Annotated in this window: 20 protein-coding genes; 5 read left to right on the forward strand and 15 right to left on the reverse strand. The window is 62.7% G+C overall.

What is annotated here, in order from left to right; genetic code table 11:
- Positions 1-100: 100 nt before the first annotated feature.
- Genes ACKLLE_RS04670 through sdhC form a run of 4 tightly spaced genes read right to left on the reverse strand, consistent with a single transcriptional unit; the run spans position 101 to position 3,341 of the window.
- Complete coding sequence (locus tag ACKLLE_RS04670) at positions 101-805, reverse strand: succinate dehydrogenase iron-sulfur subunit (RefSeq protein WP_009396299.1); 705 nt, start codon at positions 803-805, stop codon at positions 101-103.
- 11 nt (positions 806-816) lie between these two features.
- Positions 817-2,589: a succinate dehydrogenase flavoprotein subunit gene (gene sdhA / locus ACKLLE_RS04675; RefSeq protein ID WP_420057023.1), complete on the reverse strand. Its 1,773-nt coding sequence runs from the start codon at positions 2,587-2,589 to the stop codon at positions 817-819.
- A gap of 3 nt (positions 2,590-2,592) precedes the next feature.
- Positions 2,593-2,961 (reverse strand): succinate dehydrogenase, hydrophobic membrane anchor protein, encoded by a 369-nt coding sequence (sdhD, locus tag ACKLLE_RS04680; RefSeq protein WP_009396297.1) that lies wholly within the window; start codon positions 2,959-2,961, stop codon positions 2,593-2,595.
- The gene (gene sdhC, locus ACKLLE_RS04685) at positions 2,955-3,341 is read right to left on the reverse strand and encodes a succinate dehydrogenase, cytochrome b556 subunit (RefSeq protein ID WP_170394861.1); all 387 of its coding nucleotides are present in this window, start codon (positions 3,339-3,341) and stop codon (positions 2,955-2,957) included. The genes sdhD and sdhC overlap by 7 nt, the downstream gene beginning before the upstream one ends.
- A gap of 351 nt (positions 3,342-3,692) precedes the next feature.
- On the opposite strand from sdhC, the gene gltA reads away from it, so the two are divergent.
- Positions 3,693-4,982 (forward strand): citrate synthase, encoded by a 1,290-nt coding sequence (gltA, locus tag ACKLLE_RS04690; RefSeq protein WP_009396293.1) that lies wholly within the window; start codon positions 3,693-3,695, stop codon positions 4,980-4,982.
- Positions 4,983-5,172: 190 nt separating this feature from the next.
- Here gltA and ACKLLE_RS04695 read toward each other — a convergent pair whose 3' ends face one another.
- From ACKLLE_RS04695 to ACKLLE_RS04735, 9 genes are all read right to left on the reverse strand, one after another.
- Positions 5,173-5,778 (reverse strand): START domain-containing protein, encoded by a 606-nt coding sequence (locus ACKLLE_RS04695; protein ID WP_064301825.1) that lies wholly within the window; start codon positions 5,776-5,778, stop codon positions 5,173-5,175.
- A gap of 34 nt (positions 5,779-5,812) precedes the next feature.
- Entirely contained in the window at positions 5,813-6,067 is a 255-nt protein-coding gene (locus ACKLLE_RS04700) for a YkgJ family cysteine cluster protein (protein ID WP_420057024.1), read from the reverse strand.
- A gap of 120 nt (positions 6,068-6,187) precedes the next feature.
- Positions 6,188-6,658, reverse strand: coding sequence for a translation initiation factor 2 (locus ACKLLE_RS04705; RefSeq protein ID WP_420057065.1), 471 nt, complete (start codon positions 6,656-6,658; stop codon positions 6,188-6,190).
- A gap of 69 nt (positions 6,659-6,727) precedes the next feature.
- Positions 6,728-8,173, reverse strand: coding sequence for an aminotransferase-like domain-containing protein (locus tag ACKLLE_RS04710; RefSeq protein ID WP_064301828.1), 1,446 nt, complete (start codon positions 8,171-8,173; stop codon positions 6,728-6,730).
- 345 nt (positions 8,174-8,518) lie between these two features.
- A complete protein-coding gene (locus ACKLLE_RS04715; protein ID WP_064301829.1) occupies positions 8,519-9,328 on the reverse strand; it encodes an OmpA family protein in 810 nt (269 codons plus the stop codon).
- A complete protein-coding gene (locus ACKLLE_RS04720) occupies positions 9,325-9,678 on the reverse strand; it encodes a DUF4398 domain-containing protein (RefSeq protein WP_009396281.1) in 354 nt (117 codons plus the stop codon). Before ACKLLE_RS04720 ends, ACKLLE_RS04715 begins: the two co-directional genes overlap by 4 nt.
- A 9-nt stretch (positions 9,679-9,687) precedes the next feature.
- Complete coding sequence (locus ACKLLE_RS04725; protein ID WP_158467712.1) at positions 9,688-10,479, reverse strand: substrate-binding periplasmic protein; 792 nt, start codon at positions 10,477-10,479, stop codon at positions 9,688-9,690.
- Positions 10,480-10,631: 152 nt separating this feature from the next.
- Positions 10,632-11,561 carry an electron transfer flavoprotein subunit alpha/FixB family protein gene (locus ACKLLE_RS04730; protein ID WP_420057025.1) on the reverse strand — a complete coding sequence of 310 codons (930 nt, stop codon included), beginning with the start codon at positions 11,559-11,561 and terminating at the stop codon, positions 10,632-10,634.
- On the reverse strand, positions 11,562-12,311 hold the full coding sequence (locus ACKLLE_RS04735; RefSeq protein ID WP_009396278.1) for an electron transfer flavoprotein subunit beta/FixA family protein: 750 nt from the start codon (positions 12,309-12,311) through the stop codon (positions 11,562-11,564). It lies immediately after the preceding gene.
- Positions 12,312-12,847: 536 nt separating this feature from the next.
- Here ACKLLE_RS04735 and ACKLLE_RS04740 point away from each other — a divergent pair.
- Complete coding sequence (locus ACKLLE_RS04740) at positions 12,848-14,512, forward strand: electron transfer flavoprotein-ubiquinone oxidoreductase (protein WP_420057026.1); 1,665 nt, start codon at positions 12,848-12,850, stop codon at positions 14,510-14,512.
- 153 nt (positions 14,513-14,665) lie between these two features.
- Here ACKLLE_RS04740 and ACKLLE_RS04745 read toward each other — a convergent pair whose 3' ends face one another.
- Together ACKLLE_RS04745 and ACKLLE_RS04750 are read right to left on the reverse strand one after the other, a co-directional pair.
- A complete protein-coding gene (locus tag ACKLLE_RS04745) occupies positions 14,666-15,976 on the reverse strand; it encodes an MFS transporter (protein ID WP_009396274.1) in 1,311 nt (436 codons plus the stop codon).
- Between the two features lie 78 nt (positions 15,977-16,054).
- Entirely contained in the window at positions 16,055-16,537 is a 483-nt protein-coding gene (locus ACKLLE_RS04750; protein WP_064301834.1) for a hypothetical protein, read from the reverse strand.
- A 271-nt stretch (positions 16,538-16,808) separates the two neighbouring features.
- Here ACKLLE_RS04750 and ACKLLE_RS04755 point away from each other — a divergent pair, with 271 nt between their 5' ends.
- Genes ACKLLE_RS04755 through ACKLLE_RS04765 form a run of 3 tightly spaced genes read left to right on the forward strand, consistent with a single transcriptional unit; the run spans position 16,809 to position 21,353 of the window.
- Complete coding sequence (locus tag ACKLLE_RS04755; RefSeq protein ID WP_279900216.1) at positions 16,809-17,984, forward strand: efflux RND transporter periplasmic adaptor subunit; 1,176 nt, start codon at positions 16,809-16,811, stop codon at positions 17,982-17,984.
- Positions 17,985-19,949 (forward strand): MacB family efflux pump subunit, encoded by a 1,965-nt coding sequence (locus tag ACKLLE_RS04760; RefSeq protein ID WP_420057027.1) that lies wholly within the window; start codon positions 17,985-17,987, stop codon positions 19,947-19,949. It abuts the gene before it with no gap.
- 3 nt (positions 19,950-19,952) lie between these two features.
- The gene (locus ACKLLE_RS04765; RefSeq protein WP_420057028.1) at positions 19,953-21,353 is read left to right on the forward strand and encodes an efflux transporter outer membrane subunit; all 1,401 of its coding nucleotides are present in this window, start codon (positions 19,953-19,955) and stop codon (positions 21,351-21,353) included.
- The last annotated feature ends 26 nt before the right edge of the window (positions 21,354-21,379 follow it).

The raw sequence follows: 21,379 nt of genomic DNA on the forward strand, positions 1-21,379 counted from the left end.
GCTCGGGCTTTTGACCCTCGCTCGGGTTGCACCTCGGTGCGGGCTGGGCGCCCGCACCTTGGCGTACTGCGGTTACAACATCTACATCACACTTGCAGAATCAGGTACCGCTTTGCAGCAGCATGTTGCGTACGTGACCGATCGCCTTGGTCGGGTTCAGACCCTTCGGGCAGACGTTCACGCAGTTCATGATCCCGCGGCAGCGGAATACGCTGAACGGGTCATCCAGGGACGCCAGGCGCTCCTGGGTCTTGGTGTCGCGGCTGTCGGCCAGGAAACGGTAGGCCTGCAGCAAGGCGGCCGGGCCGAGGAACTTGTCGGGGTTCCACCAGAACGACGGGCAGGAGGTCGAGCAACAGGCGCACAGGATGCACTCGTACAGACCGTCCAGCTTGTCACGTTCTTCCGGCGACTGCAGACGCTCGATGGCCGGGGCCGGAGTATCGTTCTGCAGGAACGGCTTCACCTTCTCGTACTGCTTGTAGAAGATGCTCATGTCGACGACCAGGTCACGGATAACCGGCAGACCAGGCAGCGGACGCACCACCAACTTGTTACCTTTTACGACAGAGGACAGCGGCGTGATGCACGCCAGGCCGTTCTTGCCGTTGATGTTCATGCCGTCGGAACCGCAAACGCCTTCACGGCAGGAGCGACGGTAGGAGAAACCCTCGTCCTGTTCCTTGATCAGCGCCAGCACGTCCAGCACCATCAGGTCCTTGCCACCGGTATCGACCTGGAACACCTGGGTTTTAGGCGCCGAATCGGTATCCGGGTTGTAACGATAAACTTCAACTTGCAACATGGCGGCCACCCTTAATAAGTCCGGACTTTTGGTTCGAACGCCGGTACGGTCTTCGGCGCGAAGTTGACTGCACGCTTGGCAACCCGCTTCTCACCCGGGAAGTACAGGGTGTGGCACAGCCAGTTTTCGTCATCACGGTCTTCGTAGTCTTCACGGGCGTGAGCGCCGCGGGACTCTTTACGGACTTCGGCCGCGATGGCGGTAGCTTCGGCGACTTCCAGCAGGTTCTGCAGCTCCAGCGCTTCGATACGCGCAGTGTTGAACGCCTGGGACTTGTCGTTGATCTTGACGTTGGCGATACGCTCGCGCAGGTCGGCCAGTTGGGCGATGCCCTTCTGCATGTATTCGCCGGTACGGAACACACCGAAGTAGTTCTGCATGCAGCTCTGCAGCTCGCGCTTCAGGGTTGCCACGTCTTCACCGGTGGTACGCTCGTTGAGCTTGTTCAGACGGCTCAGGGCGACTTCGACGTCGGTGTCGCTGGCGTCGCGGTATTCGATACCGTCGGTCAGCGCTTTCTCCAGGTGCAGGCCGGCAGCACGGCCGAAGACCACCAGGTCGAGCAGCGAGTTGCCGCCCAGGCGGTTGGCACCGTGGACCGATACGCACGCCACTTCACCTACGGCGAACAGACCCGGGATGATCTGGTCCTGGCCGTTGGCGTCCTGGGTGATGGCCTGGCCATGGATGTTGGTGGCAACGCCGCCCATCATGTAGTGGCAGGTTGGAACGACCGGCACCGGCGCGACCACAGGGTCGACGTGGGCGAAGGTCTTGGACAGTTCGCAGATGCCTGGCAGGCGGCTGTGCAGGACTTCCTCGCCAAGGTGGTCGAGCTTCAGCATCACGTGGTCGCCGTTAGGGCCACAGCCGTTGCCGGCGATGATTTCCTTGACCATGGAACGGGCAACCACGTCGCGACCCGCGAGGTCTTTCGCGTTCGGAGCGTAACGCTCCATGAAACGCTCGCCGTGCTTGTTGATCAGGTAACCGCCTTCACCACGGCAGCCTTCGGTGACCAGTACACCTGCGCCGGCGATGCCGGTCGGGTGGAACTGCCACATCTCGATGTCCTGCACCGGAACGCCGGCACGCAGGGCCATGCCGACGCCGTCACCGGTGTTGATCAGGGCGTTGGTGGTCGAAGCGTAGATGCGACCGGCACCGCCGGTAGCCAGTACGGTGGCCTTCGAACGGATGTACTGGGTTTCGCCGGTTTCGATGCAGATCGCGATCACACCGACGAACGCGCCGTCCTGGTTCTTCACCAGGTCAACCGCGTAGTACTCGTTGAGGAAGGTGGTGCCTGCCTTCAGGTTGCCCTGGTACAGGGTGTGCAGCAGCGCGTGACCGGTACGGTCGGAAGCGGCGCAGGTACGGGCAGCCTGGCCACCCTTGCCGAAGTCCTTGGACTGGCCGCCGAACGGACGCTGGTAGATACGACCGGTTTCGGTACGGGAGAACGGCAGGCCCATGTGGTCCAGTTCGAAGACCGCGGCCGGACCTTCCTGACACATGTATTCGATAGCGTCCTGGTCACCGATGTAGTCGGAACCCTTGACGGTATCGTACATGTGCCAGCGCCAGTCATCGTTCGGGTCGGCCGAAGCGATGGCGCAGGTGATGCCGCCCTGTGCCGACACGGTGTGCGAACGGGTCGGGAAGACCTTGGTGATCACCGCGGTCTTGTGGCCGCCCTGTGCCAGCTGCAGCGCAGCGCGCATACCGGCACCGCCGCCGCCGACAATGATGGCGTCGAAAGAAATCGTTGGAATGATAGCCATGAATCAGATACCCCAGAGAATCTGCACACCCCAGACGAAGTACGCGAACATCGCGACACCACATACCGCCTGGAACAGGAAACGAATCGCAGTCGCCGACTTGCCGAACGCCATAGGGGTCAGGTAGTCGGTCGCAATGGTCCACATGCCGACCCAGGCGTGAGCGCCCAGGGCAACCAGTGCCAGCAGACTGAAGATCCGCATCGCGTTATTGGAGAACAGAGCGTGCCACTGGGCATATTCGATGCCAGGGTGCGCTACCAGGTAGCCGATCAGGAAAATGAAATAAGCCGCGAGAACGACCGCAGAAACGCGCTGCGCCATCCAGTCATAGAGGCCCGAACGCGAGAGGTTCGTGACGTTGGTTACCATATCCAAACTCCTGCCAGCACGATCACCACCACGGAGATGACGATGACGATTTTCGAGCCCAGCTTACCGCCTTCCAGCGTCTCGCCGATGCCCATGTCCATGATCAGATGGCGCACACCGGCCACCAGGTGATACAGCAAGGCGGACAGCAGAGCCCAGAACACGAACTTGGCCAGCGGACTGGTCAGACACGCCTTCACCTCGCCAAAGCCTTCCTCGGAACCCAGGGATTTGCCCAATGCATAAAGCATGATGGCCAGGCCCAGGAACAGGATGACGCCGGAGATGCGGTGAAGAATGGACGTGTAAGCAGTGATCGGGAGTTTGATGGTCCTTAGGTCTAGGTTTACAGGTCGTTGGCTTTTCACGGCTTTTTTCACACTGAAGAGCCCCTAGCAAGCAGGGCAAAGTTGTTGGTAAGTGTACTGGTCAGGTACCCACCACCCAGGGAGCGGCGACCCCCAGTCAGACGGGCGCGGATGCCCCTGGCGGTCGGGTGCCGAGTATAGACAGTTAGGCTACTAATGACAACGTGAAGGGGTAGCCCAAATAGCGCATTGCCTTTATCGAACAAAAGGCGTAAACGGGCGACATTTTCGAGGAAAAACAGGGCCTAAACCCCATTACAACCGTGCTTTAGGCAAATTGACATTCGAATTTATCTCACTATAGTGGTGCGGGCCCTGCGTGGGGGGTCTGTCAGATGATTTCAAGCATTAATAGGAGGCCACATGGCTGACAAAAAAGCGCAGTTGGTCATCGAGGGCGCAGCCCCCGTCGAGCTGCCCATTTTAACCGGCACCGTTGGTCCAGATGTTATCGACGTCAGAGGGTTGGGGGCCACGGGTCACTTCACTTTCGACCCTGGTTTCATGGCGACCGCATCCTGCGAGTCGAAGATCACCTACATTGACGGCGACAAGGGCATCCTGCTGCATCGTGGCTACCCGATCGAACAGCTCGCCGAGCAATCCGACTACCTCGAAACCTGCTACCTGCTGCTCAACGGCGAACTGCCGAACGCCGAGCAGAAGGCCCAGTTCGTCAGCACCGTGAAGAACCACACCATGGTGCACGAGCAGTTGAAGTCCTTCTTCAACGGCTTCCGCCGCGACGCCCACCCGATGGCCGTAATGTGCGGCGTGGTCGGCGCCCTGTCGGCGTTCTACCACGACTCGCTGGACATCAATAACCCGCAGCACCGGGAAATCTCCGCCGTTCGCCTGGTCGCCAAGATGCCGACCCTGGCCGCGATGGTCTACAAGTACTCCATGGGCCAGCCCATGATGTACCCGCGCAACGACCTGTCGTATGCGGAAAACTTCCTGCACATGATGTTCAACACCCCGTGCGAGATCAAACCGATCAGCCCGGTGCTGGCCAAGGCGATGGACCGGATCTTCATCCTCCATGCCGACCACGAACAGAACGCCTCCACCTCCACCGTGCGCCTGGCCGGCTCCTCGGGCGCCAACCCGTTCGCCTGCATCGCCGCCGGTATCGCTGCACTGTGGGGCCCTGCCCACGGCGGTGCGAACGAGGCCGTGCTGACCATGCTGGACGAGATCGGCGATGTGTCCAACATCGACAAGTTCATCGCCAAGGCGAAGGACAAGAACGATCCGTTCAAGCTGATGGGCTTCGGTCACCGCGTCTACAAGAACCGTGACCCGCGCGCCACCGTGATGAAGCAGACCTGCGATGAAGTCCTGCGCGAGCTGGGCATCACCAACGATCCGCAACTGGAACTGGCGATGCGCCTGGAAGAGATCGCCCTGACCGATCCGTACTTCATCGAGCGCTCGCTGTACCCGAACGTCGACTTCTACTCGGGCATCATCCTCAAGGCGATCGGCATTCCGACCAGCATGTTCACCGTGATCTTCGCCCTGGCGCGGACCGTCGGCTGGATCTCGCACTGGAAGGAAATGCTCTCCAGCCCTTACAAGATCGGCCGCCCTCGCCAGCTGTACACCGGCTACGAGTCCCGCGACCTGGTCAAGCTGGAAGACCGCAAGTAAGCCTCGGCCGAACGCAAAAAGGCTGCCATCCGGCAGCCTTTTTTATTGCCCTGTGGGAGCGGGTTCACCCGCGATTGCTATGGGGAACTCACTACCGCAATCGCGGGTAAACCCGCTCCCACAGGGTCGCGGCACTTTCTAGCACCAGACAGTTGCCGGTCAGCGAAGAAAACCCAACAACTGTTACGCCTCACTTCGCCGCTTCGGCTTTCTCCTTCAACGCCTTCAAGGTGTTGAACGGCGCCTCGACGACGAATTTGTTCGACAACCAGGACGGCACGCTACCACCCGGATCGGTGTGCAGCTGGTAGGTCACTTCGGTGGCATCGCCCTTAGGCACCAGCTTCCAGAAACCGTTGGCCGCCGCTACCCGCACAAAGTCCTTGTCCTGCGGCTGGTAGGTCGGCGCCGCCTCGATCGTGCGCGTTAGGCTGCCATCGGCGCCCTGCTCGGTAGTGATATGCAGCACCGAGTCCCGGGGGGTCACTGGCCACGGTGTATTGAACTGCGCATAGGTCCAGCTCTGGTTGCCTTCATGCTTGAGCAGCTTCTGCATCTTGCACTCGTGGATCCAGGCACAGGACCCCGCCACATCCTCCTGCAGCCTGGCAATGGTCGCCACCGGCGCCTTGATCAGGGCGACACCGCGATAAGCCTTGTACTTGGAGCCCGCCACATCACTGAGGGAAACCTGGATGCCCTGCTCGTTCTTCACCTCTTGCCATTGCTCGGCAAAGGCCACGTTCGACAAGGCAGTCAAACCTACGATTACAGCTACATGCTTGAACGATCTCATCCGCTTGTTTTCCTTATTGTCGAAGATCCGGCTTTCAGGCCGCAGTCATTTGCTCCCACCAGCCGATGATCCTGATTGCCTCGTCGCGATCGCTGCCACACACCTCGATATCCGCCTTGAAACCGGAACAGACCGCCGGACGCTCCGGCTGTCCGAACAGATTGCACAGGTTGACCACGGAGAGATGAATGCAGCGCACGCCAGCCGGCTTGCCATCAGGCATGCCGGGAATGAACGAGCTGATCGATGGCGCTATGCAGCACGCGCCGCAGCCTTCTCGGCATTTCATGAATCAGAACCTCGGGGACGCAAATGGTGCGGATGAAAGGATAGTAACGACTAAAACAGGCGTTTGAAATTCCCGACAGAATGAAATATCGCTGACCGGTCGGTTCTCGTTTTCAGAGCCTTACTGCTTGAATTCAAAGTCAATGGCGGCGCCTTCGATTTCCTGCTGGCGCATATCGTTGCGCAGCTGCAACTGCATTTCGTTGCTGAGAAGCCGCCCGTTGAGCTGGAACGGGCTGTCGGCCTGCGATTTCTCCCCGAACATCGCTGGCAGCAGTGGCTTGCGCACCTCCGCCTCGATCTCCTCCACCGGCTTCATGCCCTTCATCAGATCAGGCGGGAGGCTCAGGTCCAGCCTGGCCTTGGGCAAGGGCGCAGCAATGGCGTCGGCTTTCTTGCGTGCGGGAGTCTTGCTGACCTTCACCGGCTTTTTGGTCGCTGTAGCAGGCTTGGCCGGCGATGCTTTCCTGGCAGTGTCATCAGCGGTTTTCTGGACCTGCGGCCTGGCCTCGGAAGCTGCCATTACCGGGTCCACCGAAGACACCGCGAGCAACCCCGCCAACACCAGGCCGACACAACGCAAGAGAGTCATAGGCAACGACAGACTACCAGGGGAAAGTGCCTATGCTCCCCGTTCCAGACCTGCCTGACAAGGTGCAGATTACAGATAGCCAGCACTGGCCGTTTCCTGGCACAGCTGGCTGGCCAGCATGCCCAGGGTCATCAGCGCCCTCTCCGCCTCGCGATTCCAAGGGATCCCGCAGTTGAGGCGAATGCAGTGGTTGAACTGCTCGGTATTGCTGAAGATCAGCCCCGGCGCAATGCTGATGCCCTGCTGCAAGGCCCGCACGTGCAGTTCCTGGGTATTGACCCTGCCCGGCAAACTGACCCAAAGAATGAAGCCACCCGTTGGTCGGGTCATTTGCGTGCCTTCGGGGAAGTACTGCTGCACGGCCAACTGATAAGCGCTGAGATTTTTCCGATATTCCTGGCGGATGAAGCGCAGATGACGGTCGTAACCTCCATTTTCCAGGTAGGCGGCCACCCCCATCTGGGTCACGCTGCATGCCGAGTGGGTGCTGAAGGTCTGCAGCCGCTGGATTTCCTGCTGGTAGTTGCCGGCGATCATCCAGCCGATGCGCACCCCCGGCGACAGGGTCTTGGAGAAACTCGAACAGTAGATGACCCGCCCCAGGCGATCGAAGGCCTTGAGTGACTTGGTCTTGCCTTGCTCGAACATCAGCTCGCCGTAGATATCGTCCTCGATGATCTGGATATTGAAATCCGACGACAGGCGCAACAGTTGTTTCTGCCGCTCTTCCGGAATCGTCCCGCCCAGAGGGTTGCTCAGGCGCGCCGTCAGCACCAGCGCCTTTATCGACCATTGGTTTGCCGCCAGTTGCAGTGCCTCGAGGCTGATCCCGGTGGAGGGGTCGCTGGGAATCTCGATAACCTTCAGGCCCAGCAGATCCGCCAGTTGCAGCAACCCGTAGTAGGTTGGCGATTCAGCGGCGATCAGGTCACCCGGCCGGGTCAGCACCCGCAGCGACATCTGCAAGGCATCGACGCACCCATGGGTAACCACCACCTCGGACGGATCGACCACCACCCCGGCGTCGCGCATGCGAATGGCAATCTGCCGGCGCAGCGGCTCGAAGCCAGGGCTGAACATATAGCTGAACGCCCGCGGGCTCTGGAAACGGGTGACCTTGGCCAGTTGCTGGTGCAACGCCCTCACCGGCAGATAGTCCACATGAGGCACGGCCGCCCCGAGCGGGAATACGCCATCGCGGCGGGCTTCGGTCAATACCTGCTGGATGATGCTGGCCCGAGTGACCAGGCCAGGCCGCTCGACCCGCGCGATATCGGGGGTGGAAGCGGTCAGCGCAGGGGTCTGGTGGACGTAATAACCGGACTGCGGTCGGGCCCGGATCAGACCCTGGTCTTCGAGATTGGCATAGGCCTGGAGCACCGTGGCATGGCTCACATTCAGTTGCGAGCTCATCTTGCGCACGGACGGCACACGCTCGCCCGGCTGGTAAACACCGCGACGAATGTCTTCGGCGAGCTGCTGGGCGATACGCTGGTAAAGCAACAGGTTGGTCATGGATCCTTCTCTCGACACGCAGGCAGTCCGGTTGTTCTTGTGTGATCTGCTGCTGAGAATACCGTAACAGTTGGCAAGTGTACTGGGACAGATTGCAATTCAGCAGACAATACAGCTGTGTCGCGGGGAAGCAAAGCGGCGCTTGGGTATAAAGGAACCCGACAAACATAACCAATGGTCTTGCGCGGACAGTGTGGGAGCGGGTTCACCCGCGATTGCTGTAGTGAATTCACTGACGCAATCGCGGGTGAACCCGCTCCCACAGGGTTCCGTGGTGCTCTTTAACAGGTATTAAAAAACCCGGGACCTGTCGATCACCGGGTTTTCTTTAACAGTGGAAGCCACTCACCGCTCGGCGCCGAGCCTACCCTTCTCGTCGGAGAACACGATCTCCACCCGACGGTTCTGCGCCCTGCCCCGCTCCGAGGCATTGGCCTCGACAGGATACTGATCGCCATAGCCGATCACCTTGATGCGCTTCTCGTCGACGCCCAGGTCCACCAGCATGTCGGCCACCGACTGCGCGCGATCCCGCGACAGCTTGAGGTTGTCATCGGGGTTGCCGGTGCTGTCGGTATAACCCTCGATACGCACCACGCGCCTGGGGTTCAACTGAAGAAACTGCACCAGCTTCAGCACGGTACGGCTGGCCGAACTCTTCAGCTCCGCCTCACCGGTATCGAACAGCACATCCCCCAGGGTCATCACCAGGCCACGATCGGTGTCGTTGGTGGCCAGGCTGACGATCTGCTCCTCCAGCCACTTGCCCTGCTGTTGCACACTGGCCAGCTTGGCTTCGCGCAAGGCCAGTTGCAGGCGCTGGCGCTCCAGCTCCAGCTTGGCCTGGCGCTCCTGGTTGAGCACCAGGTTGCTATGCTCGCGGGCGATCTGGCTGTAGCGCTGGCTCAGGTAGGCGTAGTGGCGCACATCGCTGCCCGTTCCCCAGTAGGTGGCCAGTCGCTCGGCCTTGGCCAGCGACTCGCCTGCCCGGATCACATCCCGTGGCGCGCTGCGCAACACGTTGGAATCGTCCTTCACCGACTGGAAGGCCGTGCTCGCCTGATCCAGTGCCTCTTCGCTGCGCTGGCTGGCGCAACCCTGCAAACCGAGAACGCCGGCAATCGCCAGCACCGCCAAAGGCTTGATCGAACTCACCGCTGCTCCCCCAATTGCTTGCGAAGACGGTCCACCCGGGATTGCAGCAGGGTCAGTTGCTCCTGGCTCTTCAGGGTCAGCACCTTGGCTTCGGCCAGGCGCGCATCCAGCTCGGACTGTTCGGCGCGCATCCGCGCATCGCGGAATGATTCGCTCAGCATGTTGGAACGGGCACGCTCCAGCTTTTCTTCGGCCAGCTTGAGCTCGGCGACGTCGTCGGTGGCACCGACGGCCTTGGCCTGCTCCAGCGCCTGCTCGGACAGGCGCATCTGCTCGTGGGGGGCCGGGTCACTGGCACAACCGACCAGGGCCAGCAGCGCCAGGGCGGCGAATAGCGATTGGATTCTCACAGGGTATTCCTACTGTTTTTGGGCATCGAGCGGCGCCTGCAACTGCGCCTGCCAGCGCTCGACATTACGTTGCACCGCCGCCTGGACTACGCCAGAAGCCGGCAATTCTGTCAGCTTTTTCGCCAACTGTCCGCGTAACCAGGCGTCGTTGCAGGCGGAATTGTGCGACAGCGCCAGGAACAACCCCGGATGATCGAGGGCCTGGCCACGAGCCACGAGGTCATCGGCCATGCCCAGGCTACGCGCCATGGCCATGCCCGAGTAGCGCCCGGCAAGCACGTAGTCCACCTGGCCAAGCAGGAGCTTCTGCATGGCCTGGGTCAGGTTGGGCACCTGCACCAGCTTCAGTTCGGCCTTGCTGAACGCCGCGAATTCCGGGGTCAGCCGGGACTTTTCGGAAATGGCGCCCTGGTGCTTGTGCAGGTCGGCCAGATTGTCATAGACCAGCGTGGAATCATGCCGGGTCCAGACCACGTACTCGTTCTGCAGCACCGGCGGATGAATGTAATCGACCGATGTCAGCTCGCTCACTGCCAGCGGCGCGTCGACCAACAGGTCCATGCGCCCGCTGCGCACCTCGTCCTGGGCCTCGCTGCGCTTGCCGGAATAGAGCACTTCGACCTTGAGGCCCAACTCGCCGGCGACCTGCTTGAGCAGATCGACGCTGGCACCCATCAAATGGCGTGGGTCCTGCGGATCGCGCCACGAATACGGCGGCGCATCCGGGCTGCCCGTCGCTACCAGCCGCTCGCATTTGCCGGCTGCCATCGCCAGCGACGGCAGGCACGCCAATCCGAGCATTGCCAGCATTCCCGTTCGAGCAAACCGCACCATCACACGCCCCTTCTTCGACCGCAAAAAAACAAAAGCCCGGCTGCCCGGAGCGTAGCACCGTGGAAAAACCACCGTGCACGCCCCGCACAACCGGGCCCTTTATAAGTGAAGCGACTGGATTAAACCAGCTTCTCCAGCTCAGGAACGGCTTCGAACAGATCCGCCACCAGGCCGTAGTCGGCCACCTGGAAGATCGGCGCTTCTTCGTCCTTGTTGATCGCGACGATGACTTTCGAGTCCTTCATACCGGCCAGGTGCTGGATCGCGCCGGAGATACCTACGGCGATGTACAGCTGTGGCGCAACGATCTTGCCGGTCTGGCCGACCTGCATGTCGTTCGGTACGAAACCTGCGTCGACTGCAGCGCGGGAAGCGCCGACTGCCGCGCCCAGCTTGTCGGCCAGGGCGTACAGGTGCTTGAAGTTGTCGCCGTTCTGCATGCCGCGGCCGCCGGAAACGACGATCTTGGCAGCGGTCAGCTCAGGACGGTCGGACTTGGCCAGCTCTTCGCCAACGAAGGACGACTTGCCCGCGTCGTGGGCAGTAGCAACGGCTTCCACGGCAGCCGAACCACCCTCGGCGGCAACGGCGTCGAAGCCGGTGGCGCGAACGGTGATGACCTTGACCGCAGCGGTCGATTGCACGGTGGCAATGGCGTTGCCGGCGTAGATCGGACGCTTGAAGGTGTCGGCGGACTCAACCGAGATGATCTCGGAGATCTGGTCGACGTCCAGCAGTGCGGCAACGCGTGGCAGTACGTTCTTGCCGTTGGAGGTGGCAGGTGCCAGCACGTGACTGTAGCCCTTGCCCAGCTCGGCAACCAGCGGAGCGACGTTTTCCGGCAGGAAGTTGGCGTAGGCAGCGTTGTCGGCAACCAGCACCTTGGCCACGCCAGCGATTTTGGCAGCAGCTTCGGCTACGCCACCGACGTTCTGGCCAGCGACCAGGACGTGGATGTCGCCACCGATCTTGGCGGCAGCGGCAACGGTGTTCAGGGTAGCGGGTGCAATGGCACCGTTCTCGTGTTCAGCGATAACCAGGATAGTCATTTAGATTACCTTCGCCTCGTTCTTCAGTTTCTCGACCAGTTCAGCAACCGACTTGACCTTGATGCCCGCGCTGCGTGCAGCAGGCGCTTCGACTTTCAGGGTCTTGTTGGTCGAGGCGGTGGAAACGCCCAGCGCGTCCGGAGTGACGGTCTCCAGCGGCTTCTTCTTGGCCTTCATGATGTTCGGCAGCGACGCGTAGCGCGGCTCGTTCAAACGCAGGTCGGTGGTGACGATCGCCGGCAGGTTCAGGGCGACGGTCTGCAGGCCGCCGTCGATTTCACGGGTGACGTTGACCTTGTCGCCAGCGACTTCGACCTTGGAGGCGAAGGTGCCCTGGGCGAAGCCGGTCAGCGCAGCCAGCATCTGGCCGGTCTGGTTGTTGTCGCTGTCGATGGCCTGCTTGCCGAGGATGACCAGCTGAGGCTGTTCCTTATCGACAACGGCCTTGAGCAGCTTGGCAACGGCCAGGGAAGTCAGTTCTTCGGCGGATTCGACCAGCACGGCGCGGTCGGCACCCAGCGCCAGGGCGGTACGCAGTTGTTCCTGGGCAGTGGCAGGACCGACGGTAACGACGACGATCTCGCTGGCCACGCCTTTTTCTTTCAGGCGTACGGCTTCTTCGACGGCGATCTCGCAGAAGGGGTTCATGGACATTTTGACGTTGGCGAGGTCGACGCCGGAGTTGTCCGCCTTGACGCGAACCTTGACGTTGTAGTCGACCACTCGTTTGACAGCTACAAGAACCTTCATGGATTCCTCGTTACTCTCCGGTGAAAAGAATATCGCCTGGGCCGGACCCGGCGATTGCACGGTACAAGGGCACCTCTAAAAACGCATCCGGAGGGACGAAGCCGGACTGACCGGGCAGTCCCGTTTCGACCCTTCATCGCAAAACCCGTGGGTCATTTCTTGTGGTGACGTGTAGACTTCACTACAAAACCCCGGTTTGGCGTAACTGCCCTGCGTTTAGCCAGGTCTTTAGGGGTGCTCCTGCATCCGACGGTAAGCCTACGGCGAGCGTAAAACCGCCCGTATCTTGACCGTAACGCCCAATCCGGTCAATACGGCAAAACCGCCAGCTTCAAGCCGCGCCACTTTGATTTTACTGGGCTTCGGCAAATTCAAACAAACGTTTGTATTGGACCGCGCAAGTGGTGTAGATATAATGCGCGGCCAAGAGAAAGTGGTGTAGTACGTCATCCCCCGAAGCTACAGAATCGCCCCTTCGATGTGACCGCCTTGCACCCCATTAGAAAAAACCGAGAGCCTTGAGTAGGAGAGAACCTGTGGAACGCGAATACATGGAATTCGACGTGGTCGTCGTCGGCGCAGGCCCGGCGGGCCTGTCCGCCGCCTGCCGACTGAAGCAGAAGGCCGCCGAAGCCGGTAGCGAAATCAGCGTCTGCGTGGTCGAGAAAGGCTCCGAGGTCGGTGCGCATATCCTCTCCGGCGCGGTATTCGAACCGCGCGCATTGAACGAATTGTTCCCGGACTGGAAAGAACTCGGCGCGCCGCTGAACACCGAGGTCAAGCGCGACGATATCTACGTGCTCAAGGACGGCAGCAGCTCGATCAAGGTCCCTGACCTGTTCGTGCCGAAAACCATGCACAACCAGGGCAACTACATCATTTCCCTGGGCAACCTGTGCCGCTGGCTGGCCCAGCAGGCCGAAAACCTGGGCGTCGAAATCTACCCGGGCTTCGCCGCCCAGGAAGTGCTGTTCGACGAGAACGGCGTAGTCCGCGGGATCATCACCGGCGACATGGGCGTCGATCGCGAAGGCAATCCCAAGGACGGCATGTACACCCCGGGCATGGAATTGCGCGGCAAGTACACCCTGTTCGCCGAAGGCTGCCGTGGCCACCTGGGCAAGCAACTGATCAAGCGCTTCAACCTCGACAGCGACGCTGATACCCAGCACTACGGCATCGGCCTCAAGGAAATCTGGGAAATCGATCCGGCCAAGCACGAGCAAGGCCTGGTGGTACACACCGCCGGCTGGCCGCTGGACGTGATGAAAAAGGAAAACACCGGCGGCTCCTTCCTCTATCACCTGGAAAACAACCAGGTGGTGGTCGGCCTGATCGTCGACCTGTCCTACAGCAACCCGTTCCTTTCGCCGTTCGACGAATTCCAGCGTCTCAAGCACCATCCGGTGATCAGCCAGTACCTCGAAGGCGGCAAGCGCATCAGCTACGGCGCCCGCGCCCTGGCCAAGGGCGGCATCAACTCGCTGCCGAAGATGGTGTTCAACGGCGGCGCCCTGATCGGTTGCGACCTGGGCACCATGAACGTGGCCAAGATCAAGGGCAGCCATACGGCGATGAAGTCCGGCATGCTCGCCGCCGAAGCGGTGGCCGACGCCCTGCTCGCCGGCAGCGAAGGCGGCGACCAGCTGAACAGCTATGTCGATGCCTTCAAGGCCAGCTGGCTGCATGAAGAACTGTTCGCCAGCCGCAACTTCGGCCCGGCCATGCACAAGTTCGGCCCGATGCTCGGTGCAGCGTTCAACTACATCGACCAGAACTGGTTCGGCGGCAAGCTGCCGTTCACCCTGCGCGACACCAAGCCGGACTACGCCTGCCTCAAGCTGGCCGCCGACTCGACCCGCATCGATTACCCGAAACCCGACGGCAAGCTGAGCTTCGACAAGCTCAGTTCGGTGTTCCTCTCCAGCACCAACCATGAAGAAGAACAGCCTTGCCACCTGAAGCTGGCTGACGCCGGCATCCCGATCGGCACCAACCTGCCGCTGTACGACGAACCGGCGCAGCGCTACTGCCCGGCCGGCGTGTACGAAGTGATCACCCAGGAAGACGGCAGCAAGCGCTTCCAGATCAACGCGCAGAACTGCGTACACTGCAAGACCTGCGATATCAAGGATCCCTCGCAGAACATCACCTGGGTTACCCCGGAAGGTGCTGGCGGGCCGACCTACCCGAACATGTAAGTCACCGGCCAGTAAAAAGCCCCTCTGCCGCAAGGCACGAGGGGCTTTTTACTAGCGACGCGTACCCTGTGGGAGCGGGTTCACCCGCGATTGCGTCGGTGAATTCACTACCGTAATCGCGGGTAAACCCGCTCCCACAGGGGCCGAGTCGCGTCAGCTATTGGCCAGGGCCAGGTCTTCCTCGGTACTCAGCTGTTCCCGCGCCCCGAAGTACATCGCCGTCAGCACCCCGACCAGGCCCATCGCCGCGCAGAACGCCACGCACACCCACGGGCTCCAGGGCATCAGCGCGATCAGCATCAGCGGCGTGGTACTCGCCCATAGCGCATAGGCGACGTTGTAGGTGAAGGAAATGCCCGACACGCGGATCCGCGCCGGGAACAACCCGACCATCACCGAGGGCACCACGCCGACCACACCACAGGCCAGGCCGGCCAGGGCATAAGCGATGCCGACGCTGTCCCAGCCCGCCACCAGGCTGCCATACAAGGCACCGATCCCCAACGGCAGCAACAGCGAATAGAGGATCAGCGCGCGCCAGGCACCGATGCGATCCACCAGCATCCCGGCCAGCACGCAGCCGATATTGAGGAAGACGATGCCGATGCTGCTCAGGGCGAAGGTATGCCCCGCGCTCATGCCGAAACGTTGCTGCATCACGGTCGGGGTGATCACCACCAGCACCACCACCGCCGAGGTCAGCACGCAGGTCAGCAAGGCGGCGGGCACCAGCGCCCGGCGATGCTCGCGCAGCACCGCGCGCAGGGGAAACTCCACCGGCCTGTCGCTGCGCTGGCGTTCCAGGGCCAGGAAGATCGGCGTCTCGCTCAACCAGCGGCGCAACCACACGCCGATCACGCCGAACACCCCGCCGAGCAGGAACGGATAGCGCCAGGCGAAATCGAGGATCTCCTGCGGGGTGAAGACTTTTGCCAACAGGGTCGCGGTCAGCGCGCCGAGCAGGTAGCCGAAGGTCAGCCCGGCCTGGAGGAAGCCCAGGGCGTAGCCGCGCCGGCCGACCGGCGCATGTTCGGCAACGAAGGTCCAGGCACTCGGCACCTCGCCGCCGACCGCCGCCCCCTGCAGGATGCGCAGCGCCAGCAGGATCAGCGGCGCGGCATAGCCGATGTCCGCATAGGTCGGCATTACCCCGATCAGCAGGCAAGGCAGTGCCATCATCAGGATGCTCAAGCTGAACACCTTCTTGCGTCCCAGGTGGTCGGCAAAATGCGCCATGAGGATGCCGCCCAGCGGACGCGCCAGGTAACCCGTAACGAAGATCCCGAAGCTTTGCAGCAGGCGCAGCCACTCGGGCATTTCCGGCGGGAAGAACAGCTGGCTCAGGGTCAGGGCGAAGAATACGAAAATGATGAAATCGTAGATTTCCAGCGCACCACCCAGGGCCGCCAGGCCGAGGGTCTTGTGATCGCCACGGGATAGCCGCGTGGAGTCGTTGGCAGTCATAGGGATTTCCGCAGCAATGGACAGGGTCGCGCGAACGAGCGGCAGAGCATATCAAAAATGCGCAGGCGTGCTGGCGTCTCAGGAGGATCGGGAAAACACCGTCTGCCCAAGGTTCTGCAAGCGCTTGGCCGGCCCGCGCAGGCCTGGCTTGCCCGGCGGTCGCAACTGGCCGATCACCCGCGGTGTGTCCACCAGCGCCATGAAGGCCTGCAGGGTCTCGTCATCGGGCACCCTGGGCAGGCTGATGTTCAGGGCCTGGCGCTGGCCCGGCGGCACTGCCGGTATCTTCAGGTGCTGGGACTCGTAGAGCAGCGCATGCTGGATCTGCACATTGACCCGGCAGAAGCGTTCCAGGTCCACCCCGGCATGGCTGGCAAGATCGATGTTGCCGATCAGCAGGTTGAAGGGCAGCAGCGCGTTGTGCACCAGATGCTGCAGGTCGTCGAAGGACTGCACCGGGGCGATGCGGAAATAGCCCATGCCATTGAGCATCTTCTCCAGTTGCAGAAGTTGCATCGGATGCGCGTCGGCGAGGAGGATTCGCAAGGACTTGTCGGGCATCGTCGGTGACCAAGGGCAGTGGTTGAGGGTGAACGATCCTTGGTCGATTCGCCGCAGGAAGCGGCTTTCCCTGGCAGCTTTCCTTGATAGTTGACGGGAAACCGTCGGAAATCAAGGAAGCGTCAATATATTGTTTAAACGGGGTCCGCGTTTCGACCGGCGTACTCGCCTGCACGGGGTAAATAAGCGCACAAGTGCTTCGTCTACCTGGGAGCCCCTCCCCGCGCTGTCGCCCCTGTGCGCGGGCCGAACCCTTCGGCTGGAACCCGCCATGAGACGTCCCGCATTCAAATACCGCCTGCTGCTCTGCGCCCTTGGCCTGGCCAGCCTCGGCGCTCTGGCCGCCTGGAAGACCCTGCCCGGCCAGGACACGCTGAACACCGTCACGGTCACCCGCAACACAATCGAAAGCAGCGTTACCGCCCTTGGTACCCTGCAACCGCGCCGCTACGTGGATGTCGGCGCCCAGGCCTCGGGACAAATCCGCAAGCTGCACGTCGAACCCGGGGACCAGGTCGAGGAAGGCCAACTGCTGGTGGAAATCGATCCCTCTACCCAGCAGGCCAAGCTCGACGCCGGGCGTTACTCCATCGACAACCTCAAAGCCCAACTGGCCGAGCAGCAGGCCGAGTACCGGCTCGCCGAACAGCAGCTCAAGCGCCAGCAAAGCCTCGCCACAGGCGGCGCTACCCGCGAGGAAGACGTGCAGACCGCGCAAGCGCGGCTCAAGGTGACCCAGGCACGCATCGACATGTACCGCGCGCAGATCCTCCAGGCCCAGGCCAGCCTGCGCAGCGATGAGGCGGAGCTGGGCTACACGCGGATCTATGCGCCGATGTCCGGCACCGTGGTCGCGGTGGACGCGCGCGAAGGCCAGACCCTCAACGCCCAGCAGCAGACGCCGCTGATCCTGCGTATCGCCAGGTTGTCGCCGATGACCGTCTGGGCCCAGGTATCGGAAGCCGATATAGGCCATGTCAAACCGGGCATGCAGGCCTGGTTCACCACCCTCGCCGGCGGCAAGCGACGCTGGGTCAGCACGGTACGGCAGATCCTGCCAATCCCGCCCAAGCCCCTCGATCCGTCGATGCAGAGCAGCGGCGGCAGCGTTACAGGCAGCAGCGGCAGCAGTGGTGGCAAGGTGGTGCTCTATACCGTGCTGCTCGACGTGGACAACCCGGACAACAGCCTGATGGCGGAAATGACCGCCCAGGTGTTCTTCGTGGCCGGCCAGGCCAGCAATGTTCTGACCGCGCCCCTGGCGGCACTTGAAGAAGACGGCGACCAGCCCGACCAGCGCCTGGCCCAGGTGCTGGGGCGCGACGGCCAGGTGCAGCAGCGCCATGTGCGTACCGGCATCAGCGACCGCCTGCGGGTGCAGATCCTCGACGGCCTGGCCGAAGGCGAGCGCCTGCTGATCGGCGCGCCTGTTGCCAGTGGGGGTTGAATGAGCATCCCGCTGATCGAACTGCGCGACATCCGCAAATCCTACGGCGGCGTCGACACCCCCAAGGTCGAGGTGGTGCGCGGCATCGACCTGGCCATCCACCCGGGTGAATTCGTCGCTATCGTCGGCGCCTCCGGTTCCGGTAAATCGACGCTGATGAACATCCTCGGCTGCCTCGACCGTCCCACCAGCGGCCAGTACCTGTTCGCCGGCCGGGATGTCGCCGGGCTGGACAGCGACGAACTGGCCTGGCTGCGCCGCGAGGCCTTCGGTTTTGTGTTCCAGGGCTACCACCTGATTGCCTCCGGCTCGGCCCGGGAGAACGTCGAAATGCCGGCAATCTATGCCGGCCTTCCGGCCGAGGAGCGCCATGCCCGTGCCACCGCCCTGCTGGAGCGCCTGGGCCTCGGCGAGCGCACCGGCAACCGCCCGCACCAGCTCTCGGGCGGCCAGCAGCAACGGGTGTCCATCGCCCGCGCGCTGATGAACGGCGGCCATATCATCCTCGCCGACGAACCCACCGGCGCCCTCGACAGCCAGAGCGGTGCCGAGGTCATGGCCTTGCTCGACGAACTGGCCAGCCAGGGCCACGTGATCATCCTCATCACCCACGACCGCCAGGTGGCTGCCCGCGCCCAGCGCGTGATCGAGATCCGCGACGGCCTGGTGATCAGCGACTCGATCAACCCGCAAGGCGAGCGCGAACCCGCTAGGGCCGGCGCCCAGGCCGAGGAGCTGCGCCAGCACCTGGACCGCGGCGCGACCCAGACCGGCGCCTGGAAGGGCGAGCTGCTGGAAGCCCTGCAGGCGGCCTGGCGAGTCATGTGGATCAACCGCTTCCGCACCGCCCTGACCCTGCTCGGCATCGTCATCGGCGTTGCCTCGGTGGTGGTCATGCTCGCCGTCGGCGAGGGCAGCAAGCGCCAGGTGGTGGCACAGATGGCCGCCTTCGGCTCGAACATCCTTTACCTCAGCGCCAAGTCCGCCAGCCTTCACGAACCGGCAGGCATCGTCACCCTCGACGATGTCGAGGCGCTGTCCGGGCTGCCGCAGGTAAAGAAGATCATGCCGGTGATCGGCAGCGAGCTGACCGTGCGCTATGGCAATGCCAGCCACAGCTTCTATGTCGGCGGCAACAACACCTATTTCCCGGGGATCTTCAACTGGCCGGTGGTGGAAGGCAGCTTCTTCACCGACGCCGACGAACGCAGCGCTGCCGCCGTGGCGGTGATCGGGCAGAAGGTCCGGGAAAAGCTGTTCGCCGAGCGCAACCCCATCGGCCAGTACATCCTGATCGGCAAGGTGCCGTTCCAGGTGCTCGGCATCCTTGCCGCCAAGGGTGCCAGCTCCGGCGACACCGACAGCGACGGGCGCATCGTGGTGCCCTACTCCGCCGCGTCGATCCGCCTGTTCGGCAGCCGCGATCCGGAATACGTGACCATCGCCGCAGTCGATTCGGCCCGGGTCAAGGAAACCGAAGCGGCCATCGACCACCTGATGCGCAAGCTGCACCACGGCAAGCAGGACTACGAACTGACCAACTTCGCCGCGCTGATCCAGGCCGAAGCGCGTACGCAGAACACCCTGTCGCTGATGCTCGGGGCGATCGCCGCGATCTCCCTGTTGGTCGGTGGCATCGGGGTGATGAACATCATGCTCATGACCGTGCGCGAACGCACCCGTGAAATCGGCATACGCATGGCCACCGGCGCACGGCAACGCGACATCCTGCGCCAGTTCCTCACCGAGGCGGTGCTGCTGTCGATGGTCGGCGGGGTCACCGGCATCGTGCTTGCCGCACTGATCGGCGGTGGCCTGATGCTGGCGGACATCGCCGTGGCCTTCTCCCTCGGCGCCGTGCTCGGCGCCTTTACCTGCGCCGTGATGACCGGCGTGGTGTTCGGCTTCATGCCGGCCCGCAAGGCGGCCCGGCTCGATCCGGTCAAAGCCCTGACAAGCGAATAAACGATGAACGCCAGCCGTCTCAGTCTTCTCACCCTCGGTTTGCTCCTCGCCGCGTGCTCCAGCCCCCGGCCGGACAACGCACTGCCTGTGGTGCCGGCCCACTGGCAAGGCGCGGTGCAGGCCGGCCCGACGATCGCCGACGGCCCTTGGTGGCAGGCCTTCGCCAGCCCGCAGCTGGATGCCCTGATCGAACAGGCACGGGTCAACAGCTTCGATCTTGCCGCCGCCATGGCCCGGGTCCGCCAGGCCCAGGCCAGCGCGGTGATCGCCGGTGCTCCGCTGCTGCCGCAGGTGAAGTACGGTCTCGATGCCAGCCGCCAGCGCCTGCTGCACGGCAAGGGCTACAACGGCATCGACGCCAACGACGGCGATCGCACCTACAGCTCGTATGGCACGGCATTGAGCGCCAGCTATGAAGTGGACTTCTGGGGCGGCAAGGCAGCGGCCCGGGACAGTGCCCGCTACAGTCTCGATGCCAGCCGCTTCGACCGGCAGACCGTGGAGCTGACCCTGTTCAGCGGGGTCGCCGGCAGTTACCTGCAAAGCCTGGCCCTGGTCGAACAACTGCAGATCGCCCGGCTCAACCTGGCCAACGCCAAGGACGTGCTCAAGGTGGTGCAGACCCGTCATGCCGCAGGTTCGGCCACGGCCCTGGAACTGGCCCAGCAGCGCAGCCTGGTGGCGGCCCAGGAACGGCAGGTGCCGTTGCTGGAGCAGCAATTGCAGGAAACCCGCATCACCCTGGCGACCCTGCTTGGCGAGCCGGTGCAACGATTGCCGGCCACTGGCGAACGCTTCGAAGCCATTCGCTGGCCGGACATCGGCGCCGGCGTGCCCAGCGACCTGCTCGGCCGACGGCCCGACATCGCAGCAGCCGAGGCCAGGCTGGCAGCGGCGCAGGCCAACGTGCAGGTGGCCCGGGCGGCGATGCTGCCGAGCCTGACCCTGGGCGCCAATCTCGGCTCGGGGGCGCAGCTGTTCGATCAACTGCTGCGCAGCCCCTATTACAGCCTCACCGCCGGGCTGGCGGCGCCAATCTTCGACAATGGACGACTAGGTGCCGAGCGCGACAGGGCCGTGGCCCAGCGCGAAGAACTGCTGGCGACCTATCGCGGCAGCATCGTTTCGGCCTTCGCCGATGTGGAAAAGGCCCTGAACGGAATTGACGGGGTGGATCGCCAGCGCGAATGGCAGGATGAAGAGGTGCGTCAGGCACGCACGGCGTTCGAGCTGGCGCAGAGTCGCTACCGGGCCGGAGCAGAGACGCTGCTGACCGTGCTGGAGACCCAGCGGACCTTGTACCAGGCGCAGGATCAGCAGGTGCAGTTGCGGTTGGCGCGGGTGCAGGGGAGCGTGGCGCTGTACAAGGCTCTGGGGGGTGGCTGGCAGGTAGCTACCAGATAAAACGCGGACTCTGTGGGAGCGGGTTC

Source organism: Pseudomonas bharatica, from assembly GCF_048586865.1.
Classification (GTDB): domain Bacteria; phylum Pseudomonadota; class Gammaproteobacteria; order Pseudomonadales; family Pseudomonadaceae; genus Aquipseudomonas; species Aquipseudomonas bharatica.